The sequence below is a fragment of the Stenotrophomonas sp. TWI1183 genome, from assembly GCF_039673115.1.
In the GTDB taxonomy this organism is placed as follows: domain Bacteria; phylum Pseudomonadota; class Gammaproteobacteria; order Xanthomonadales; family Xanthomonadaceae; genus Stenotrophomonas; species Stenotrophomonas maltophilia_AA.
This window is the reverse complement of sequence record NZ_JBDJKZ010000018.1, coordinates 68613-87568: the sequence shown is the minus strand read 5'-3', so window position 1 is coordinate 87568 and position 18956 is coordinate 68613. Positions and strand designations below refer to the sequence as shown.

The window sequence follows — 18956 nt, the reverse complement described above, 5'->3', positions numbered from 1 at the left end:
GCGCGGGTGGGGGCGCGCCCGGCGGGCGGCCTCACCCGGCGGTTTGGGGGGTCGGGCGGCCCCGCGCGCCGCCCGCCACTACTTGCGCAAGCGGCTATGGCGATACCCGTAGCTGAAGTAGATCGCGAAACCACCCAGCGTCCAGAAGCCCATCAGCATCCAGTTGTGCGCCGTCATCGCCGTCAGCAGCGCGATGCAACTGAGCACGCCCAGACTGCAGATCAGCCACGCCATCGGCATCCGGAACGGACGCGGCAGGTCCGGCTGGGTGCGGCGCAGGATCAGCACGCCCGCGCAGACCGCCGCGAACGCGATCAGCGTGCCCATCGAAGTCAGCTCACCGAGGACGTCGAGCGGGAACACCGCCGCCAGCAACGCGATGCCGATGCCCGTGATCACCGTGTTGATGTGCGGCGTGCGGTACTTGGGATGGATCTTGGTGAACAGCGGCGGCAGCAGCCCGTCGCGACCCATGATCATGAAAATGCGCGGCTGCGCGATCACCATCACCAGCACCACCGAGGACAGCCCGATCAGCGCGCCGATCTCCACGACCACGCGCAGCCAGCCCAGCTGCGGATGCGCCGCCACCGCGGTCACCACCGGCTCGTCCGTGCCCAGCAGCTGGTACGGCACCAGCCCGGTCATCACCGCCGCCATGGCGATGTACAGCACCGTGCAGATCACCAGCGAGAGCATCATGCCGATCGGCATGTCGCGCTGCGGCTTGTGCGATTCCTGCGCGGCCACCGAGACCGCCTCGAAACCGATGTAGGCGAAGAACACCATCGCCGCGCCGCGCAGCACGCCATCGAAGCCGTACTTGCCCGGGCCTTCGTTCTCCGGAATGAACGGCGTCCAGTTGGCCGGATCCACATACTTCCAGCCCACCACGATCACCAGCAGGATCAGCGCGGTCTTGAGCACCACCATCGCCATGTTCATGGCCGAGGATTTGCTGATGCCCACGTAGCACAGCCAGGTCAGCAGCAGCACCAGCACGGCGGCCGGGATGTTGGCGATGGCGCCGGTCGGGCGCAGCTGGCCATCCAGTGGCGCACTGACCAGCGCGGCCGGCAGATGGATGTCGAAATGACTGAGCAGGCTCAGGAAGTAGCCGGTCCAGCTGACCGCCACCGCCGAGGCGGAAACGCCGTATTCGAGCACCAGCATCCAGCCGATGAACCAGGCCGAGAGCTCGCCGAACGTGGCATAGGTATAGGTGTAGGCACTGCCGGAGACCGGCACCATCGCCGCGAACTCGGCATAGGCCATCGCGCAGAACGCGCAGCAGATCGCGGCCAGTACGAACGACAGCATGATCGCCGGGCCGGCATGGTTGGCCGCGGCCTGGCCGGTGATCACGAAGATGCCGCCGCCGATGACGGCGCCGATGCCCAGCGCGGTCAGGCCCCAGGGGCCGAGGGTACGGCGCAGGCTCAGGCCGTTGGCGTCTTCATGGGCGGCGTGCGGATGCTTGGTGGCCCACAGTTGCTTGAACATGGTTTGGAATTCTTCTCAGGCGCGACGTATCAAACGACCGGGCCGGCACTGGGCCGGCCCGGCAGCATTCAGGCGTTCTTCTTGTTCAGCTTGCTGTGGCGGATGCCGTAGCCGAAGTAGATCAGGGTCCCCAGCAAGGTCCAGCCAACAAACAGATGCCAATGCTCACGGAATGCCATGCCGAACAGTGTCAGGCATGCCAGCGCCCCCAGTGGGCAGATCAGCCACACCGCCGGCACGCGGAACGGCCGCTCCAGTTCCGGACGGGTGTAGCGCAGCACCAGCACGCCCACGCAGACGGTGGCGAACGCGAGCAGCGTACCCATCGACACGAGTTCGCCCAGCACATTGAGGGGCATCAGGCCGGCCAGGGCCGCCGCGACGACGCCAACAATGATGGTGGCCACGTACGGGGTCTTGAACCGTGCATGCACCTTGCCGAACAGCTTGGGCAGCAGGCCGTCGCGCGAGATCGTGTAGGCGATGCGGGTCTGGCCCATCATCATCACCAGCACCACCGAGGACAGACCGGCGATGGCACCGACTTCGACGAACGTCTTCAGCCACGACAGCTGGGGGTGGGCTTCCAGCGCGGTCACCACCGGCTTGGCAGTGCCGAGCTGGGTGTAGGGCACCAGACCGGTCAGCACCAGGCACACGATCACGTAGATGATGGTGCAGATGGCCAGCGAACCGAGCAGGCCGATCGGCATGTTGCGCTGTGGATCCTTGGTTTCACCCGCGGCAGTGGACACCGCATCGAACCCGATGAAGGCGAAGAACACGATGGAGCCCGCCCGAAGGACGCCGCTCCAGCCGAATTCGCCGAAGGTGCCCGTGTTTTCCGGAACAAATGGGGTCCAGTTGACGGGATCGATGTACGCCACACCGACGCCGATGAACAGGCAGATCACCGCGACCTTGATCGCAACGATGATTGCGTTGATGAACGTCGACTGGGTGATGCCGACGTACAGCAGGCCGGTGACGGCCGCCACGATCAGAACGGCGGGGAGGTTGAACAGCTTCCCCGAGGACACGAACTGTCCTGCTTCCCACGCCACCGGCGCCGATGCCAATGCGTCCGGGAAGGGCAGATGGAGGGTGGTGGTGATGAAGCTGATCAGATACGCCGACCAAGCCACCGCGACAGATGCCGAGGCGAACAGATACTCCAGTACCAGGCACCAGCCGATGAACCAGGCCATGCCTTCGCCCAAGGTGGCGTACGAGTAGGAGTACGCGCTGCCGGAGACGGGCATCATTGCCGCGAACTCCGCGTAGCACAGGCCGGCAAGGGCACAAGCGAGGCCAGCCGCAATGAATGACAGGGTGACGGCAGGGCCGGCGTGGAAGGCCGCGGCTTGGCCCGTCATGACGAAGATGCCCGCACCGATCACCGCACCGATGCCCAGCAGGATGAGGTGTTTCGCTGTGAGGGTCCGTTTCAGTGTGGGCTCGCCGTCCAGGCTGCCTTCGATGGGCTCGCCGGCATCGACGTGCGGTGCCGGTGCGACCGGTTTGACCCTCAACAGAGACTTCAGCATGCAGTGCTTCCCTAAATGAACAAAGGTGAGGCGCGCGGTACATTGCCGCACGCCCTGATGGCGACTGGGCGCCCCAGCGGTGCGGGGCCCGCTGTACCTTAGCCAAAGCTGAAGCCGCTGTACAAGCACAAATGCAGCATGGCCGAGCGATAATCGGCCAAATCCGCACGATGCCCGCGCCTGCCATGTCGTTGAACCCCGAATCCATTGCCATTCCTGACGCTGCCCTGCGCAGTCAGCTTGACGTCTACGCCCGCCGACACCCGGGGGACGCGGCGCTCGCTGACGAATTCAGCACATTGCTGGACGATCCGGAAAACCCGTTCCTGCGCGAGCGCCTGGCCGGGCACTTCACCGGCAGCGCGTGGCTGGTCAGCGCCGACGGGCAGCGCGTGCTGCTGACCCACCACCGCAAGCTGGACCGCTGGCTGCAGCTGGGCGGCCATGCCGACGGCGAGCGCGATCTGGCCCAGGTCGCGCTGAAGGAGGCCGAGGAAGAGTCCGGGCTGACCGCGCTGGTGCTGGAGGATGGCGAACTGTTCGACATCGACAAGCACTGGATCCCCGAACGCAGGGACGTGCCCGGGCATTGGCATTACGACGCCCGCTACGTGGTGCGGGCGCTGGGCAGCGAGCAGTTCGCGGTCAGCGAAGAGTCGCTGGCGCTGGCTTGGCGCGATATCCGTGACGTGGCCAACGCGGCGATCGAGACCCCGGATGGCGACGATTCCCTCCCGCGCATGGCCAAGCGATGGCTGGCGCGGTGATTTAACAGGGACGGGGGTAGTTATTAACTACCTCCGTCCCTGTTAATAAAGCACACGGGTGCGCAGCGTGCCCGGGATCGCCGCCAGCTCGTCGCGCACGGCGCCGGCCTGGGCTTCGCTGGCGGTGATGTCGATCACCACGTAGCCGACCTTCGGATCGGTGCGCAGGAACTGGCCGTCGATGTTGACGTTGTGGCGCGAGAAGATCTCGTTGACCCTGGACAGCACGCCCGGCACGTTCTGGTGGATGTGCAGCAGGCGCAAGCTCTCGGCGTGCTCGGGCAGGGTCACTTCCGGGAAGTTGACCGCCGAGAGCGTGCTGCCGTTGTCGCTGTAGCGCACCAGCTTGGCCGCCACTTCCACGCCGATGTTGTCCTGCGCTTCCAGCGTGCTGCCGCCCACGTGCGGGGTCAGGATCACGTTGTCGTGGGCGGTCAGCGGGGAGACGAAGGCATCGCCGTTGCCTTTGGGCTCGACCGGGAACACGTCCAGCGCCGCGCCGCCGAGATGGCCCGAGCGCAGTGCCGCATCCAGTGCATCGATGTCGACCACCGTGCCGCGTGCCGCGTTGATCAGGTGCGCGCCGGGGCGCATCCGCGCCAGTTCATCGGCGCCGATCATCCACTGCGTGGCCGGGGTCTCGGGCACGTGCACGGTCACGATGTCGGCGCGCGCCAGCAGGTCGTCCAGGCTGATCGCCGCCCGGGCATTGCCAAGCGAAAGCTTGGTTTCCACATCGTGGAAGATCACCTGCATGCCCATCGCCTCGGCCATCACGCCGACCTGGGTGCCGATATGGCCATAGCCGATGATGCCCAGCGTCTTGCCGCGCACCTCATGGCTGCCTGCCGCTGATTTGGACCAGCCACCGCGATGGCACTCGGCGTTCTTCTGCGGGATGCCGCGGGTGAGCATGATCGCCTCGGCGATCACCAGCTCGGCCACGCTGCGGGTGTTGGAGTAGGGCGCGTTGAACACCGGGATGCCGGCCAGTTCCGCCGCCTCCAGGTCGACCTGGTTGGTGCCGATGCAGAAACAGCCGACCGCCATCAGGCGCTTGGCATGCACCAGCACATCCGCGCTCAGCTGGGTGCGCGAGCGGATGCCGACGATGTGGGCCTCGGCGATCCGGGCCTTGAGTTCGTCTTCGGGCAGCGCCTTGCTGTGCAGTTCGATCTGCGAATAGCCGGCCGCGGTGAACACGTCGATCGCGGTCTGGCTGACCCCCTCGAGCAACAGTACGCGGATATCCTGCTTCGGGAACGAGGTCTTTTTCGGCGACATGGGCGGCGTGCGACGTGTGGCGGCGGGAGCCCCCAACTATGCCAGAAGCCGGCGCCGATGGTGCGGTGCGCCAATCGACGCCCAGACAGTTTCAGATGCACCTATTTAGGTACGGCTGGCGAGGACGATCAACGCCCGGCGACTGGACGCGGCCGGTAGCGGCTGGCAGGCTTGCGGGCTCCCCCGGCACTGCCAGACGCCCCATGACCGATCCGCGCCTTGATTCGCTGTTGCACGATTGCCCCGGGCTGCGCCTGAAGACCGATCCGGCCGATCTGGAGCACTACGGCCGCGACTGGACCCGCCGCTGGACGCCGGCGCCACTGGCGATCGCGCTGCCGGGTACGGTCGAGGAGGTGCAGGCAATCCTGCGCTGGGCCAGTGCGCGGAACGTGGCGGTAGTGCCTTCCGGCGGCCGGACCGGCCTGTCCGGTGGCGCGGTGGCAGCCCATGGGGAACTGGTGCTCAGCCTGGAACGGATGAACAAGCCGCTGGCCTTCGATGCCGTCGACCGCACCCTGACCGTGCAGGCCGGCATGCCGCTGGAGGCGGTGCACAACACAGCGCTCGAGCACGGCCTGATCTACCCGGTGGATTTCGCCGCGCGCGGGTCGTGCTCGATCGGCGGCAACATCGCCACCAACGCCGGCGGCATCCGCGTGATCCGTTACGGCAATACCCGTGAGTGGATCGCCGGCCTGACGGTGGTGACCATGGCCGGGGAGCGGGTCGAGCTCAACAAGGGCCTGATCAAGAATTCCAGCGGCTACGACTTCCGCCAGCTGCTGATCGGCTCGGAAGGCACGCTGGGCGTCATCGTGGAAGCGACGCTGAAGCTCACCGACCCGCCGCCGGCGAGCAACGTGATGCTGCTGGCACTGCCCTCGTTCGAGGTGCTGATGCAGGTGTTTGCCGCATTCCGCGAACGGCTGCAGCTGCAGGCGTTCGAATTCTTCACCGACCGCGCGCTTGAGCACGTGCTGGCGCACGGTGCGCAGGCGCCGTTCGATGAGGTGCATCCGTATTACGTGGTGACCGAGTTCGCTGCGGGCGATGAGGCCCAGGAAGCCGCCGCGATGGCCGCCTTCGAAGACTGCATGACGCACGGCTGGGTCAGCGATGGCGTGGTCAGCCAGAGCGATGCGCAGGCCGCGCAGCTGTGGCGGTTGCGCGAAGGCATCACCGAGGCGGTGGCGCGCTACAAACCCTACAAGAACGACGTTTCGGTGCGGATCTCCGCGATGCCGGCGTTTCTCGCCGAAACCCAGGCGCTGATCGGGCAGGCGTACCCGCAGTTCGACGTGGTCTGGTTCGGACACATCGGCGACGGCAACCTGCACATCAACGTGCTCAAGCCGGACGATACCGCGGATGCCGAGTTCCTGACCCAGTGCGAGCATGTCACCAAGCTCCTCGCCGGCGTGCTGAGCCGGTTCGACGGCAGCATTTCGGCCGAGCACGGGATCGGCCTGGTCAAGAAGGGCTATCTGGACAGCACCCGCAGCGCGGCGGAAATCGCCTTGATGAAGGCGGTCAAACGCGCGTTTGATCCCCAAGCGCTGCTGAATCCCGGCAAGGTCTTCGACCTCTGAGACAAGACAGGATTTCACGCAGCCTATACGCTCTGTGCTTTCCACCACGAACGACACCCTGATGATGCGTCCGATCCTGCTTCTTGCCGTGCTTGCCCTGCCGCTGTCTGCGATGGCGTCCAGTTTTGCCGGCAGCTCCGCCGGCTCCGCATCCGGCGCGTCCTCGGCCGGTTCGTCCAGCTCGGGCGATGACAAGATCGTGCTCGATGCGCGTGATGACGCCGCGGCCTTCGTGGCCAGCGACGGCGCCATCCGTGGCGCACGCCTGGAAGCGGCGCTGCTGCACCTGCGCGAGCAGGGTGCCGCTCAGCAGGCCAGTGACATGACGCTGGCCAGGACTCTGCTGGCACGCTGATGCAACCCGCCGGTCAGGTCCGCCGCTGGCGCTGGGCGGTCCTGATCGCGTGGCTAGCCGCGCCTTGGGCGCACGCCTCGCTGCAGCTGGAACTGCAGCCGCAGGGATTGAACGCGGCGCAGATCGTCGCCGCCGAGCGCGCCCTGCAGCAGGTGCGCACGCGCCTTCCTTCCGGGTGGCAGGCACGGTTCCAGCAGCCGGTCCTGATCCGCTGGTCGGACGCGCTGCCGGCCCATGTGCACGGCCGTGCCCGCAACGGCACGATCACCCTGCAGCGCGCGCTGCTCGACAGCGTGCAGGAGGATCAACCATTGCCGCGCCCGCTCGAGGCGGCACTGATCCATGAACTGACCCACGTGCTGGACCGTTCGTCGCAGGGTGGCTGGTCACGCGACGTGCGGCTGCGCGATCTGGCCGGCTGGCAACGACGCCCGTGGAAACTCGGCCGCACCGGCAACGCCTTCAGCGGGCGCAGCCCCGATGATTACGAGCGTGCCAGCCCGGCCGAGTTCCTGGCGGTCAACGCCGAGCATCTGCTGCTCGATCCCGAGTACGCCTGCCGTCGACCGGCCGTCGCCGCGTGGTTCGCCGAGCACCTGGGGCCGATCGCGCACGCGGTCGACTGCGACACCCGTCTGCCGTTGATGCAGGCCGAAGAGGAGGCAGGCGCTGCGACGCTGCTCGAGCTGGATCCAGCGCGGGTTTACGGCGTCGACTACCTGCTCGCCGAGGGCAATGACCAGCTGATGAGCCGCTGGGGCCACAGCATGCTGCGGCTGGTGATCTGCGCGCCGGGGCGGCCACGCGGGCCGGCCTGCCGGATGGACCTGTCCCATCACCGCGTGCTGTCCTACCGCGCCTTCGTCGGCGATGTGCAGATCTCCAGCTGGCGCGGGCTGACCGGCGCCTATCCCTCGCGTCTGTTCGTGCTGCCGCTCAACCAGGTCATCAACGAATACACCCAGCTCGAGCTGCGGGGGCTGTCCTCGGTGCCCTTGGCGATGGATGAGCAGGACATCGCCAGCCTGCTCGAGCGTGTCGCGCAGGTGCACTGGAGCTACGACGGGCGCTATCTGTTCGTCAGCAACAACTGCGCGGTGGAAACCGGCAAGCTGCTGCAGGAAGGCGTGCCGCGCCTGGCGTCGCCCGGTTTGAACCGGCTCACCCCGCGCGGCCTGCTGACCCGTCTGGAGCGGCTGGGCGTGGCGGATGCCAGCGTGCTGAACGATCGGGGGCAGGCGACCCGGCAGGGCTATTACTTCGCGTCGGCGGAAGCGCATTACCAGCAGCTGTTCGATGTCGCCCGCCGGCAGCTGCCGCTGGGCACGGCGAACGTCGGCGACTGGTTGCGGCAGCCGGCCAGTGAGCGGGCACGCTGGGTGGAGCAGGGCGATCTGCGCGCCACGGCGGCCCTGTTGTTGCTGGAACAGGCGGCACTGCGCCGCGAGGAACTGCGTGCGCGCGATGTCCTGAAGCGGCTGCTCGGCGATCCGGACGCGGGGGATGCCGCGGCGCGCGACACGCTGCGCGCGTTGCTCGAGGACACCGGCCAACTGGTCAGCCCGGCGGCCCTGGTGAAGGGTGGGGGCTACGGTCTGCCCTCCGCCGGTGAGCGCGCGATGGCCGCCGAGGCCGCCGTGCAGCTGAGTGCGCAGGGCGCGCCGGCCTGGAAGGCGCTGCAACGGCAGTTGAAGCAACGCCTGCCGGTGCGGCAGCAACGCGAGCTGGCCACGATCGACAGCTCGCTGGCCCGGCTCGGCGCGCGGATGCGCGAACTGGCCCGGGAAGACGGTGTTACTGCCGCGGCAGCTCGATGACGAAGCGCGCGCCGCCCAGCGTGCTGGCTGTGCAGGCGACGTGGCCGCCATGCGCATCGGCGATTGCCTTGACCACCGCCAGCCCCAGCCCGCTGCCACCGCGCTGACGCGAGCGCGAGCCATCGCCGCGCAGGAACGGATCGAAGATCTGCTCACGCAGCCCCGCGTCGATGCCGGGACCTTCGTCGTCGATGGCGATCTGTACGTGGGTGGCGGTGTCGTGCACGGCGACGCGGACCCTGCCGGGCGTGGCGTAGCGCCGCGCATTCTCCAGCAGCGCCATCAGCGCCTGGCGGACCCGGGTCGGGTCGCAATGCGCCGGATGCTCCTCGCGCGAGGTTTCCAGCTCCAGCACGAAGCCACTGCTGCGGAAGCCCGGGTCGACCAGGGTCATCACCGACTGCACTTCCTGCACCACATCGTTGCGGGCACGGCGGACATCCAGGCGGGCGCTGTCGGCCAGGCTCAGCACGCGCAGGTCCTCGATCAGCCGCGACAGCCCTTCGACCTGGGCCAGCAGGCTGCGGAACTGCCCTTCATCCGGGGCGAACACCCCTTCGGCCAGGCCCTGCAGGCGGCCGCGCAGGATGGTGACCGGCGTGCGCAACTCGTGCGCGATCGCCGCGTGCCACATCACCCGGTCCGCCTCGATGTTCTGCAGCCGGCGCGCCATCGCGTTGAAGTCGTCCACCAGCAGCGCCACTTCGCCGAGCGAGCGATCACTGATTGCGGCGCGCGCGCCCAGGTCGCCATCGGCAAGCCGGCCGATGCTGTCCACCACCGCATTGAGCGGGGTCAGGATGCGCTGGGACAAACGCACCGAGGCAGCGACGGCCAGGGTCAGCCCGATCAGGGTCACGCCCACCATCCAGACCAGCTCGGGGCCGCTGGGCACCCAGCTGACCGGCTCCGCGGCGCCACCGGGGTAGAACGCCACCAGCACGGCATACAGCAGGTAGGAGCTGAGGATCACCATCACGATGACCGCCAGCACCATCATCGACATCGACAGCACGATGTGCCGGCTCAGGCCCGAGCGGCGCATCAATGGTCCGCCGCCAGCCGGTAACCGACGCCGCGCACGCTGGCCGGCACGTTGGCCAGGCCGACATCATCGAGTTTGCGCCGCAGCTTGCTGACGTGGCTGTCCACGGTGCGCTCCAGCGCTTCGCTTTCCGGCAGGCACGCGTGCATGAGTTCGCTGCGGCTGAAGATGCGCATGGGTGCCAGCGCCATGCAGTGCAGCAGTTTGTATTCGGTCAGGGTGAGCAGCAGTTCGTGACTGTAGCCATCGCCTTCGACATGCACGGCGTGGTGCTCCGGATCGATCACCAGGCTGCCCACGCGCAGGATCTCCGGTGCGCTCGGGCGCGGCGCATTCAAGGTGCGGCGCAGCACCGCACGCACCCGCGCGGCGACTTCGGCCGGGTTGAAGGGCTTGACCACGTAATCGTCCGCGCCCATCCGCAGCGCGGTGAGCTTGTCCAGGTCCTGGTCCAGCGCGGTCAACATGATCACCGGCGTATCGCCGCGCTGGCGCAGCGTGTTGAGCACGGTCCAGCCGTCCATGCCCGGCATCTGCACGTCGAGCAGGACCAGGTCCGGCCGCGCGCTGCGATGCAGGGCGAGGGCGCCGAGGCCGTCCTGCGCGCGCAGCGTGCGCAGGCCTTCGCGGGCTAGGTAGGCCTCGACGATGTCGGCGATCTCGGGTTCGTCCTCGACGATCAGGACCAGGGCGTTGAGCGAATGATCCCAACGCGCGGTGGGGGCGCCGGGTGAATCGGAGGCGGGCATGCAGGGCAGGGCCGGAAGGTGCTTGTGCTCCATCGTATCTCCACACTTCCTCCATCGAAACCCCACCGAGCCCACGCAGACTGCCGCCATCGTGATTTCAGCCGGTGTTCCGGCCCTGTGCTGCGGATGAAGAACTCCAGATGGTTGCCCGCCCTTGGGGCGGCGAACGAGACACGGCGCGTGCGCGGTGGGCGCATGACGCTGCGACGATGGCGGGTGCACACATGAACGCGCTCCTGCAACCGGCACACGTCGAGGCAGCCGAGGCGCGGCTCTGGGATGCGCTGGTCCAGTGGCAGCCGCAGCAGGTGCGTGCGCTGCTGTCGCCGGCGCTGTTCCTGACCGACCACGCTGGCCAGCGCCAAGATGCGTCCCCGCTGCTGGCCGGCTGGAACGCGCGGCGCATCCGCATCGCCGCGATCGAGCGGCAGCAGACCGAGCAGCTCGCCTGCGGCGCGATGGTGCTGGTCACCGGCGAGCTGCGCATCCACCTCGATGGCGAGCACGGCAGGCGCCTGCACACACTGCGCCTGCTGCGGGTCTGGACGCGCAGCAGCACCGCGCCCGGCGTGCAGCTGCTGTCGATGTGCGTGCTCCCCGCATCGCCACCGGTGCGCTGAACCGCGCGTTCAGCAGGGCGGGTGGGGTCAGCGCCGCTTCACCTGTTCTCACGGCGCGGCAGGTACGATCAAGTGTTGTCGACGTTATCGCAAGGAGTTCCTCATGCGCGCATCTCCCTGGTTGTTGAGCCTGGCCGTTACCGGCGTACTCGCCGCCTGCCAACCGGCCACCGAGAGCAGCCCCGCCGCCGACGGCAGCGAAGCGCCGCCCCCCCTCGATGCCTCCACGGCCGATGAGCGCAGCTACGCCTTCCGCTGTGGCGAGCTGGAAGTGCATGCCACCTACCGCGGCCAGGATTCGGCGACGGTGGTGGTGGGTGACCGTACCTTCGCAATGTCGTCGCAGCCGGCCGCGTCCGGTGCCAAGTATGGCGATGGGCAGGGCAACGAATTCTGGACCAAGGGCACCACTGACGGGATCCTGATCCTCAAGGGCGAACCGGATCGCACCTGCACAGGCACCGGCGAGCAGGGCGGCGAAGCACCGCCGGCCAACGCCACGGCCACTGCGGATGCCGATGCGGCGGGCGGGTTCCGCGCGACCGGGAACGAGCCCGGCTGGCTGGCCCAGGTCGGTGCGGGTGCGACGCCGGCGCTGCACATCGAGATGGATTACGGCGAGCGCAAGCTCGAGATTCCCAGCCCCACGCAGGGCCGTGATGGCTGGTCCGGTACCGCCGCCGATGGCACCCCGGTCAAGCTGACTTTCCAACGCACGGTGTGCCAGGACGATATGAGCGGCCAGGCCTTCGGGGCCACCGCGATGCTGACGGTCGGTGCGCGCCAGTACCATGGGTGTGGCGATTTTGCCGGTGCGCCGTCGCTGGCAGCCAAGCCCTGATCGATCCGTCGTCACCGGATGCGCGCGTGCGCGTCCGGTGAGGCATCAGATGCCGCGCGGGCAGGGATTGGGCAGCGCGCGGCTGCGCGTATCCAGGACCAGTTCGTTGCGGGTGCCGAGCAGCATCAGCTCGGTGTGCACCAGGCAATTGTCCGCATGGCGCTGCAGAAGCTGGTTGAACAGCCTGGCGCGGTCGTCGCAGTACTCGTGGATCGCATACGCCAGTTCGCGGGCGCGGTCCTCGTCGTAGGCTTCTTCGCCGGCGAAGTGCTGGCACGCGCTTTCGCGGCCCAGGAACGCCTGCACGTCGCCCGGCATCGCGCAGTACATGCGGATGTCTTCGGCCACGAACAGCTCGGCAGGCACGTCGCAGCGTGCATTGCCGGTGGTATCGACCGCTGCTGCGGCCGCCGTGGCTTCGGGGTCCAGCGTCTCGCTCTCCACTGCCCGCGGCGAGCACGCCGCGAGCAGCAGGAGCAGGACGGTCGGTGCGGACCGCTTAGTCGGCACGGCCGGCGAATTCACCGGTGGTGGTGTTGACCAGCACGCGTTCGCCGTTGGCGATGTACTCCGGCACCATGATCTCGATGCCGGTGCTGAGCTTGGCCGGCTTCGGGCGCTTGGTGGCGGTGCCGCCCTTGAGCTCCGGCGGGGTCTCGACCACTTCCAGCACCACGCTGGTCGGCAGCTGTACGCCCACCGGGGTCTCGTCGATCACCTGCACGTAGATGCCGGTCAGGCCATCGGTGATGTAGCCGGCGTCATCGCCGAGCACGTCCGCGTCGACCATGTACGGGGTGTAGTCCTCGTCGTCCAGGAAGACGAAGGCGTCGCCGTCCATGTACGAGTAAGTCGCCTGGCGGCGCAGCAGTTCGACTTCCGGCAGGTTGTCGTCGGCATCGAAGCTGGAATCGAGCTTGTTGCCGCCGGGCACGCTGTACATGATGAAACGGAAGCGGACATTGCCGCCGCGGCCCTGCGGGGAGCTGCGTTCGATGTCGCGGATCTGGTAGACGCCGTTGTTGAATTCGACGACGTTGCCTTTCTTGATGTCGCTGGCTTTCATGGGAATGAAGGTCGGTTCGTGGAGGTGGCGGGTGCCGGAACCGGGCACCCAGCGGGTTGCGTGCTCGCTTACTTCGGCGCCAGACGCACGGCGCCGTCAAGGCGGATGGTTTCGCCGTTGAGATAGGTGTTGCCCAGGATGTAGGCGACCAGGCCGGCGAAATCGTCCGGCTTGCCCAGGCGCGGCGGGAACGGGATGGAGGCGGCCAGCGATTCCTGCACGGCCGGCGGCATGCCGTCGACCATCGGAGTCCAGAAGATGCCCGGGGCGATGGTCATCACGCGGATGCCGAAGCGCGACAGCTCGCGGGCCATCGGCAGGGTCATGCTGACCACGCCGCCCTTGGAGGCGGCATAGGCGGCCTGGCCTATCTGGCCCTCATAGGCGGCCACGCTGGCGGTGTTGATGATCACGCCGCGCTCGCCGTCCTCGCCCGGGGTGTTGTGCTGCATGCGGTTGGCGGCGGCCTTGGCGACGTTGAAGCTGCCGACCAGGTTGACCATCACCGTGCCCTGGAAGTTGGCCAGCGGCATCGGCGCTTCCTTGCCGAGCACGCGGCCGGCGCCGAGGATGCCGGCGCAGTTGACCGCCACGTTCAGCCCGCCCAGGAAGTCGCACGCGGCCTCGATCTGCGCGGCCACGGCGGCTTCATCGCTGACGTTGGTGCTGTAGTAGCGCGCATTGGCCTGGCCCAGTTCGGCCACGGCCGCGGCGCCCTTGTCGTCATTGAGATCGAACAGGGCCACCTTGGCGCCGTGGGCGACCAGGTGCTGGGCCACGGACAAGCCTAGGCCGGAGACACCGCCGGTGATGACGGCGCGGACAGAAGACAGCTGCATTGCACGATCCCGCTGGTTCAAGAACCGCCGATTCTAACGGAAGCGGTCGCGATCACTGTTGTGCACTGCCCACGGCCACCCTCGCGCGCAGCGCCAGCCGCCGGGCGAACTCATCCGGTGCCAGTCCCGGCGCGAACAGGAAGCCCTGGCCGACCGAGACCCCCAGTGTCTGCAGGAACTGGCGCTGGGCCTCCGATTCGATGCCCTCGGCCACCAGTCCCAGCCCGAGGCTGCGGGCGATCCCGCACACGGCTTCGCAGACGGCGACATCCGAGCGGTTGCCCGGGACCCCCTCGACGAACAGCTGGCTCAGTTTGAGCCCGTGGATCGGCAGCCGGCGCAGGTAGTTCAGCGCGCTGTAGCCTTCGCCGAAGTCGTCGATGGTGAGCAGCACGCCCATCTCGCGCAGCTGCGCGAAGGTGCGCAGGGTGTCCGGCGCGTCCTCGATCAAGACCCGTTCGGTGAACTCCAGCTCCAGCGCGCTGCCGGGCAGGTGGAACTCATCCAGCACCGCGCGCACGTGCCGGGCCAGGTCTTCGCCGACGAACTGCCGGTAGGACACGTTGACCGCCACCCGTACGATGCCGAGCCCGTCATCCTGCCAGCGGCGTACCTGCCGGCAGGCCTCGCGCAGCACCCACAGGCCGATCCGGACGATGTCGCCGGTGTTCTCGGCATGGCCGATGAAGATATCCGGGCGCAGCTCGCCCAGCTGGGTGTTGCGCCAGCGGATCAGTGCCTCGGCGGCGATCAGCTGGCCGCTGTGCAGGTTGACCTGCGGCTGGTACACCAGATGGAACTCATCGTCGTCCAGCGCGCGGTGCAGGCGGCTCTCGATCTGCAGGCGATCGTGCTGGCGCTGGGCCAGCTCGGGCGAGAATACCTGCCAACCGTTGCGGCTGCGCCGCTTGCAGTCGTACATGGCGATGTCGGCGTTCTGGATGAGCTGCTGCGGGCGCAGTCCGTCCTGCGGCGCGCGCGCGATGCCGATGCTGGTGGTCACCGGAAACTCGTCGGCGCCGAAACGGAACGGCGTGCTGAAGGCGCGGGTGATGGCCTCGGCCAGCTGCTCGGGCTGGTCGGCCTGGTCGCGGGTATCGCAGACCACCAGGAACTCGTCGCCGCCGAACCGCGCCAGCAATCCTTCGGTACCGATCGCTGTGGCGATGCGGCGGGTGGCATCGATCAGCAGTTCATCGCCGGCGTTGTGGCCGAGCAGATCGTTGACGATCTTGAAGCGGTCCAGATCGATGTAGAGCACGGCGACCCGGCAGTGCGTCGGGTTGGCCATGCGCGTGGCCAGGTCATTGAGCACCGCGTCGCGGTTCATGATCCCGGTGAGGGGATCGGTGCGCGCCTGGATGCGCAGTGTCTCCTCGGCCTGCTTGCGCGCGGTGATGTCCTGCACGGTGCCGGCGATGCGCGCGGCATCCACATCCCCGGCCTCGGCCTCGCCGATCATGCGCACCCAGAACGAGTGGCCGTCGCTGCGCTGGCCCTGCAGTTCCAGCTCGAAGGAGACCTGTTTGTCGATCACGTCCAGCAGTGCCTGCTGCAGCTGCGAACGGTCATCCAGGCGCAGGCATTCAAGCAGCTCGGCCATGTCGCGCATCGGCAGCGCCTGGCCGAGGATGCGGGTCGCCTCGTCGGTCAGGTACAGGCGCTGCAGGCCACGGTCCCACTCCCAGCCGCCGATGTGCGCCAGTGACTGCGCGCGGTCGAACAGGGTGTTGTTCCGTTTGAGTTCGGTGATGTCACTGAACAGCGCGAACACATGGTCCGGTGCATCGCGCCCGTTGCCGTACACCGGCACGTTGGTGGTGGAGATCCAGATCATCCGCCCGCGCGGGCGGTGGTACAGGCCGACGATGGTGCTGCGCACGATGCGGCCGCTCTGCAGCGAAACGCTGGCCGGCCACTGCTCGCGGGTGAGCGGGTGCCCGTGCTCGTCCACGCTGATCCAGTCTTCAGGAGCAAGCATCGCCTGCAGGCTGCCGCCATTGCCGGCCGTGCCGAGAATGCGGTGCGCGGCCGGATTGGCGGACACCACGCGCAGCTGGCGGTCGAACAGGATCACGCCCTTGTCGATCGACTCCATCAGCAGCCGGTAGCGCGATTCGGCCTGCCAGCGGCTGCTCAGATCCCGGGCCACCGCCACGATGCAGTGCTCGCCCTGGTGTTCGAAGCCGGCCGAATGCACCTCGACGGGAAACCGGCTGCCGTCGCCGCGCATGTTGGTGACTTCGATGACATAGGTTTCGCCCCGGTGCAGGGCCTCCCAGACCGGGTCCAGATGGTCGCCGGGCAGGTCGGGGTTCAACAGCTCGATCGGCTGCCCGACGATCTCCTCGCGGGGGCGGCCGTAGGCGCGCACGCCGGCCTTGTTGAGGTCCAGCACCACGCCGCTTTCGCTGAGGATGCTGACCGGGTCCGGGACCGCATCGAACAGCGCGGCATAGCGACGCAGGGCCAGCTGGCGCTCGTCCATGGCTTCCTGCAGGGCCTGCTGGACATTCTCCAGCAGGCCGCGCAGCTCACCGGGCGAGCGGGCCAGTGCATGTTCCAGGGCGGCCAGCGCGTGGACGTGGGCGGTGAGGTGATCACCGACCGCAGCGTCCTTGCGCCGGCCGCCGCTTTTCATGTCGCCGCCAGCGCCTTGCCAGCCTTGCTGCCGGTCTCGCGCCCGAGGCGCGCGGCCAGCCAGCGCCCCGTGGCGGCCAGCGCCGGCAGATCGATGCCGGTGCGCATGCCGATGCCGTGCAGCATGTAGACCACATCCTCGCTGGCGACGTTGCCGCTGGCGCCCTTGGCATACGGGCAGCCGCCCGCACCGGAGACGGCCGAGTCGACCACGCGCACGCCTTCTTCCAGGCAGGCATCGATGTTGGCCAGCGCCTGGCCATAGGTGTCGTGGAAATGCACGGCCAGCGCGGCCATCGGCAGCTCGCTGGCGACGGCCTTGAGCATCGCGCGTGCCTTGCGCGGCGTGCCGACGCCGATCGTGTCGCCGAGCGAGATTTCGTAACAGCCCATGTCGTGCAGCGCACGGGCGACGCGCACCACCTCGCTCACCGCGACCTCGCCCTGGTACGGGCAACCGAGCACGGTGGACACGTAGCCACGCACCTTGACCCCGTCCGCCTTGGCCCGCTCCAGGATCGGCGCGAAGCGCGCCAGCGACTCTTCGATGCCGGCGTTGGTATTGGTCCGGTTGAACGTCTCCGAGGCGGCGGTGAACACCGCCACTTCCTGGACGCCCACCGCGCGGGCTCGGTCGTAGCCCTGTTCGTTGGGCACCAGCACCGGGTAGTCGATGCCGGGACGGCGGTCGATCCCGGTGTAGACCTCGGCGGCGTCGGCCAGCTGCGGCACCCAGCGCGGGCTGACGAAGCTGGTGGCCTCGATGGTGCGCAGCCCGGTAAGCGAGAGCTGGCGGATCAGCTCGATCTTGTCGGCGGTGGCGACCGGCTGGGCTTCATTCTGCAGCCCGTCGCGCGGGCCGACCTCGACGATGCGGACGAAATCATCCATGGGCCAGTCCTCCGCGAACGGAGCGACGGACGACCAGCAGGGGGCGGGGCGGGGTAGAGGTCACGGAGATTCCTGTCAGACGAAAGGCGGCCCACGGTCCCCGGCAGGCCACGAAAAGGGGATACGCGGGATGGGCGGCAAAGCGGCCATCCCGCCGGCGTGGGGCGGTCAGCCGGGGTGGTGGCAGACCGCTTCGATGTTGTTGCCGTCCGGGTCGAGCACGAACGCCCCGTAGTAATCGGGGTGGTAGTGCTCGCGGATGCCGGGGGCGCCATTGTCGGTGCCGCCGGCCGCCAGTGCGGCGCGGTGGAAGGCGTCCACGTCGGCGCGGCGGCCGGCGCTGAAGGCCACGTGCACGCCCCCGTGGGCACCGGGCGCGTTGCCGATCCAGAAGTCCGGCTTGCCCGTGCGGCCGAAGCCGGCATGGTCGTGATCGCCGGTCTGGGCGGCCGACACCTGCATTACTACCGAGATGCCCAGCGGGGCCAGGGCCTGCTGGAAGAACGCCAGGCTGCGCGCGAAATCGGCGCAGCGGATGCCAACGTGGTCGAGCATGACGCTTTCCTCAGTCCTGGGTGACCCAATGCGGGGCGCGTTTGTCGAGGAAGGCCCCAAGGCCCTCCTGGCCTTCGGCCGAGACCCGCAGGCGGGCGATCAGGGCCGCGTTGTCGCGGTCGGTGGCATCGCGGTCGCGGCCCAGCGCGACCCGGCGGACCAGGTCCTTGGCCGAGGACGAGGCCACCGGCCCGGCCTTGTCGAGCAGGCCAAGCTGGCGCTGGACGGCCTCGTCGATCCGTTCCGGCTCGATCAGCTGGTGGACCAGGCCGATGCGCAGGGCGGTCTCGGCATCGAAATGCTCGCCGGTGGCGAACCAGCGACGCGCCTGGCGGGGCCCGATCGCATCGATGACATAGGGCGAAATCACCGCGGGCAGCAGGCCCAGGCGGCTTTCGGTCAGCCCGAAGCGGGCGCTGGTGCTGGCGATGGCGATGTCGCAGCAGGCGACCAGGCCGACCCCGCCACCGAAGGCGGCGCCCTGGACGCGGGCAATGGTCGGCTTCGGCAGCTCGTCCAGGGTCCGCATCAGGCGGGCCAGGGCCAGCGAGTCCTGGCGGTTGTCTTCCTCGCTGGCGGCGGCCATGCCACGCATCCACTGCATGTCCGCGCCCGCCGAGAACGAGGCGCCGTCGCCGGCGAGCACCACCGCGCGGACGTGGTCGTCGCGGCCGGCGGCCTCCAGGGCGGCCGTCAGCTGGGCGATCAACGAGGCGTCGAAGGCGTTGTGCAGGGCCGGGCGGTTCAGCCACAGGGTCAGCACCGAGGCGCTGCGTTCAATCCGTAGTGCATCACTCATGGGTCGGCTTGCTCCGTTACATGTACAGATCATAGCGGGCCATGGG

The 18956-nt window shown here is 68.2% G+C and carries 18 protein-coding genes; 6 read left to right on the top strand and 12 right to left on the bottom strand.

The window, feature by feature from the left end; all coding sequences use genetic code 11:
• Nucleotides 1–78 precede the first annotated feature (78 nt).
• Nucleotides 79–1503: an amino acid permease gene (locus ABE434_RS15335; protein WP_313211775.1), complete on the bottom strand. Its 1425-nt coding sequence runs from the start codon at nt 1501–1503 to the stop codon at nt 79–81.
• A gap of 68 nt (nt 1504–1571) precedes the next feature.
• Nucleotides 1572–3050 (bottom strand): amino acid permease, encoded by a 1479-nt coding sequence (locus ABE434_RS15330; RefSeq protein ID WP_346479438.1) that lies wholly within the window; start codon nt 3048–3050, stop codon nt 1572–1574.
• Between the two features lie 185 nt (nt 3051–3235).
• On the opposite strand from ABE434_RS15330, the gene ABE434_RS15325 reads away from it, so the two are divergent.
• A complete protein-coding gene (locus ABE434_RS15325) occupies nt 3236–3817 on the top strand; it encodes an NUDIX hydrolase (RefSeq protein WP_346479435.1) in 582 nt (193 codons plus the stop codon).
• Nucleotides 3818–3859: 42 nt separating this feature from the next.
• Here the strand turns inward: ABE434_RS15325 and serA are convergent, their stop codons facing one another.
• Nucleotides 3860–5101 (bottom strand): phosphoglycerate dehydrogenase, encoded by a 1242-nt coding sequence (gene serA / locus ABE434_RS15320; protein WP_179459060.1) that lies wholly within the window; start codon nt 5099–5101, stop codon nt 3860–3862.
• A gap of 203 nt (nt 5102–5304) precedes the next feature.
• Here serA and ABE434_RS15315 point away from each other — a divergent pair, with 203 nt between their 5' ends.
• The 3 genes from ABE434_RS15315 (at nt 5305) to ABE434_RS15305 (ending at nt 8865) form a co-directional block, all read left to right on the top strand.
• The gene (locus tag ABE434_RS15315; protein WP_346479434.1) at nt 5305–6693 is read left to right on the top strand and encodes an FAD-binding oxidoreductase; all 1389 of its coding nucleotides are present in this window, start codon (nt 5305–5307) and stop codon (nt 6691–6693) included.
• A 61-nt stretch (nt 6694–6754) separates the two neighbouring features.
• Nucleotides 6755–7048 carry a DUF2388 domain-containing protein gene (locus tag ABE434_RS15310; RefSeq protein WP_346479433.1) on the top strand — a complete coding sequence of 98 codons (294 nt, stop codon included), beginning with the start codon at nt 6755–6757 and terminating at the stop codon, nt 7046–7048.
• Entirely contained in the window at nt 7048–8865 is a 1818-nt protein-coding gene (locus ABE434_RS15305) for a DUF4105 domain-containing protein (RefSeq protein WP_346479432.1), read from the top strand. Before ABE434_RS15310 ends, ABE434_RS15305 begins: the two co-directional genes overlap by 1 nt.
• Here ABE434_RS15305 and ABE434_RS15300 read toward each other — a convergent pair.
• Together ABE434_RS15300 and ABE434_RS15295 are read right to left on the bottom strand one after the other, a co-directional pair.
• Entirely contained in the window at nt 8843–9910 is a 1068-nt protein-coding gene (locus ABE434_RS15300) for an ATP-binding protein (RefSeq protein WP_346479431.1), read from the bottom strand. The two genes, ABE434_RS15305 and ABE434_RS15300, sit on opposite strands and share 23 nt — an antisense overlap.
• Nucleotides 9910–10659: a response regulator gene (locus tag ABE434_RS15295; protein ID WP_346479437.1), complete on the bottom strand. Its 750-nt coding sequence runs from the start codon at nt 10657–10659 to the stop codon at nt 9910–9912. The genes ABE434_RS15300 and ABE434_RS15295 overlap by 1 nt, the downstream gene beginning before the upstream one ends.
• 224 nt (nt 10660–10883) lie before the next feature.
• Between ABE434_RS15295 and ABE434_RS15290 the strand changes: the two genes are divergently transcribed.
• Together ABE434_RS15290 and ABE434_RS15285 are read left to right on the top strand one after the other, a co-directional pair.
• On the top strand, nt 10884–11279 hold the full coding sequence (locus ABE434_RS15290; protein WP_346479430.1) for a nuclear transport factor 2 family protein: 396 nt from the start codon (nt 10884–10886) through the stop codon (nt 11277–11279).
• Between the two features lie 103 nt (nt 11280–11382).
• Nucleotides 11383–12120, top strand: a complete 738-nt coding sequence (locus tag ABE434_RS15285; RefSeq protein ID WP_346479429.1) for an MliC family protein — start codon at nt 11383–11385, stop codon at nt 12118–12120.
• A gap of 45 nt (nt 12121–12165) precedes the next feature.
• Here ABE434_RS15285 and ABE434_RS15280 read toward each other — a convergent pair whose 3' ends face one another.
• The 7 genes from ABE434_RS15280 to ABE434_RS15250 form a co-directional block, all read right to left on the bottom strand.
• Entirely contained in the window at nt 12166–12630 is a 465-nt protein-coding gene (locus tag ABE434_RS15280; protein ID WP_346479428.1) for a hypothetical protein, read from the bottom strand.
• Nucleotides 12620–13186, bottom strand: a complete 567-nt coding sequence (gene yeiP, locus ABE434_RS15275; protein WP_121036675.1) for an elongation factor P-like protein YeiP — start codon at nt 13184–13186, stop codon at nt 12620–12622. Before yeiP ends, ABE434_RS15280 begins: the two co-directional genes overlap by 11 nt.
• 68 nt (nt 13187–13254) lie before the next feature.
• Nucleotides 13255–14025, bottom strand: a complete 771-nt coding sequence (locus ABE434_RS15270; protein WP_346479427.1) for an SDR family NAD(P)-dependent oxidoreductase — start codon at nt 14023–14025, stop codon at nt 13255–13257.
• Between the two features lie 52 nt (nt 14026–14077).
• Nucleotides 14078–16666 (bottom strand): EAL domain-containing protein, encoded by a 2589-nt coding sequence (locus ABE434_RS15265; RefSeq protein ID WP_346479426.1) that lies wholly within the window; start codon nt 16664–16666, stop codon nt 14078–14080.
• Complete coding sequence (locus tag ABE434_RS15260) at nt 16663–17556, bottom strand: hydroxymethylglutaryl-CoA lyase (RefSeq protein ID WP_346479425.1); 894 nt, start codon at nt 17554–17556, stop codon at nt 16663–16665. Before ABE434_RS15260 ends, ABE434_RS15265 begins: the two co-directional genes overlap by 4 nt.
• Before the next feature lie 168 nt (nt 17557–17724).
• On the bottom strand, nt 17725–18111 hold the full coding sequence (locus ABE434_RS15255) for a VOC family protein (protein WP_319208086.1): 387 nt from the start codon (nt 18109–18111) through the stop codon (nt 17725–17727).
• A 10-nt stretch (nt 18112–18121) separates the two neighbouring features.
• On the bottom strand, nt 18122–18910 hold the full coding sequence (locus ABE434_RS15250) for an enoyl-CoA hydratase-related protein (RefSeq protein ID WP_346479424.1): 789 nt from the start codon (nt 18908–18910) through the stop codon (nt 18122–18124).
• Nucleotides 18911–18956 lie beyond the last annotated feature (46 nt).

Coding starts and splice junctions, on each gene's coding strand:
- ABE434_RS15335 (WP_313211775.1), bottom strand. CDS start 1,503: ATGTTCAAGCAACTGTGGGCCACCAAGCATCCGCACGCCGCCCATGAA.
- ABE434_RS15330 (WP_346479438.1), bottom strand. CDS start 3,050: ATGCTGAAGTCTCTGTTGAGGGTCAAACCGGTCGCACCGGCACCGCAC.
- ABE434_RS15325 (WP_346479435.1), top strand. CDS start 3,236: ATGTCGTTGAACCCCGAATCCATTGCCATTCCTGACGCTGCCCTGCGC.
- serA (WP_179459060.1), bottom strand. CDS start 5,101: ATGTCGCCGAAAAAGACCTCGTTCCCGAAGCAGGATATCCGCGTACTG.
- ABE434_RS15315 (WP_346479434.1), top strand. CDS start 5,305: ATGACCGATCCGCGCCTTGATTCGCTGTTGCACGATTGCCCCGGGCTG.
- ABE434_RS15310 (WP_346479433.1), top strand. CDS start 6,755: ATGATGCGTCCGATCCTGCTTCTTGCCGTGCTTGCCCTGCCGCTGTCT.
- ABE434_RS15305 (WP_346479432.1), top strand. CDS start 7,048: ATGCAACCCGCCGGTCAGGTCCGCCGCTGGCGCTGGGCGGTCCTGATC.
- ABE434_RS15300 (WP_346479431.1), bottom strand. CDS start 9,910: ATGCGCCGCTCGGGCCTGAGCCGGCACATCGTGCTGTCGATGTCGATG.
- ABE434_RS15295 (WP_346479437.1), bottom strand. CDS start 10,659: ATGCCCGCCTCCGATTCACCCGGCGCCCCCACCGCGCGTTGGGATCAT.
- ABE434_RS15290 (WP_346479430.1), top strand. CDS start 10,884: ATGAACGCGCTCCTGCAACCGGCACACGTCGAGGCAGCCGAGGCGCGG.
- ABE434_RS15285 (WP_346479429.1), top strand. CDS start 11,383: ATGCGCGCATCTCCCTGGTTGTTGAGCCTGGCCGTTACCGGCGTACTC.
- yeiP (WP_121036675.1), bottom strand. CDS start 13,186: ATGAAAGCCAGCGACATCAAGAAAGGCAACGTCGTCGAATTCAACAAC.
- ABE434_RS15270 (WP_346479427.1), bottom strand. CDS start 14,025: ATGCAGCTGTCTTCTGTCCGCGCCGTCATCACCGGCGGTGTCTCCGGC.
- ABE434_RS15265 (WP_346479426.1), bottom strand. CDS start 16,666: ATGAAAAGCGGCGGCCGGCGCAAGGACGCTGCGGTCGGTGATCACCTC.
- ABE434_RS15260 (WP_346479425.1), bottom strand. CDS start 17,556: ATGGATGATTTCGTCCGCATCGTCGAGGTCGGCCCGCGCGACGGGCTG.
- ABE434_RS15255 (WP_319208086.1), bottom strand. CDS start 18,111: ATGCTCGACCACGTTGGCATCCGCTGCGCCGATTTCGCGCGCAGCCTG.
- ABE434_RS15250 (WP_346479424.1), bottom strand. CDS start 18,910: ATGAGTGATGCACTACGGATTGAACGCAGCGCCTCGGTGCTGACCCTG.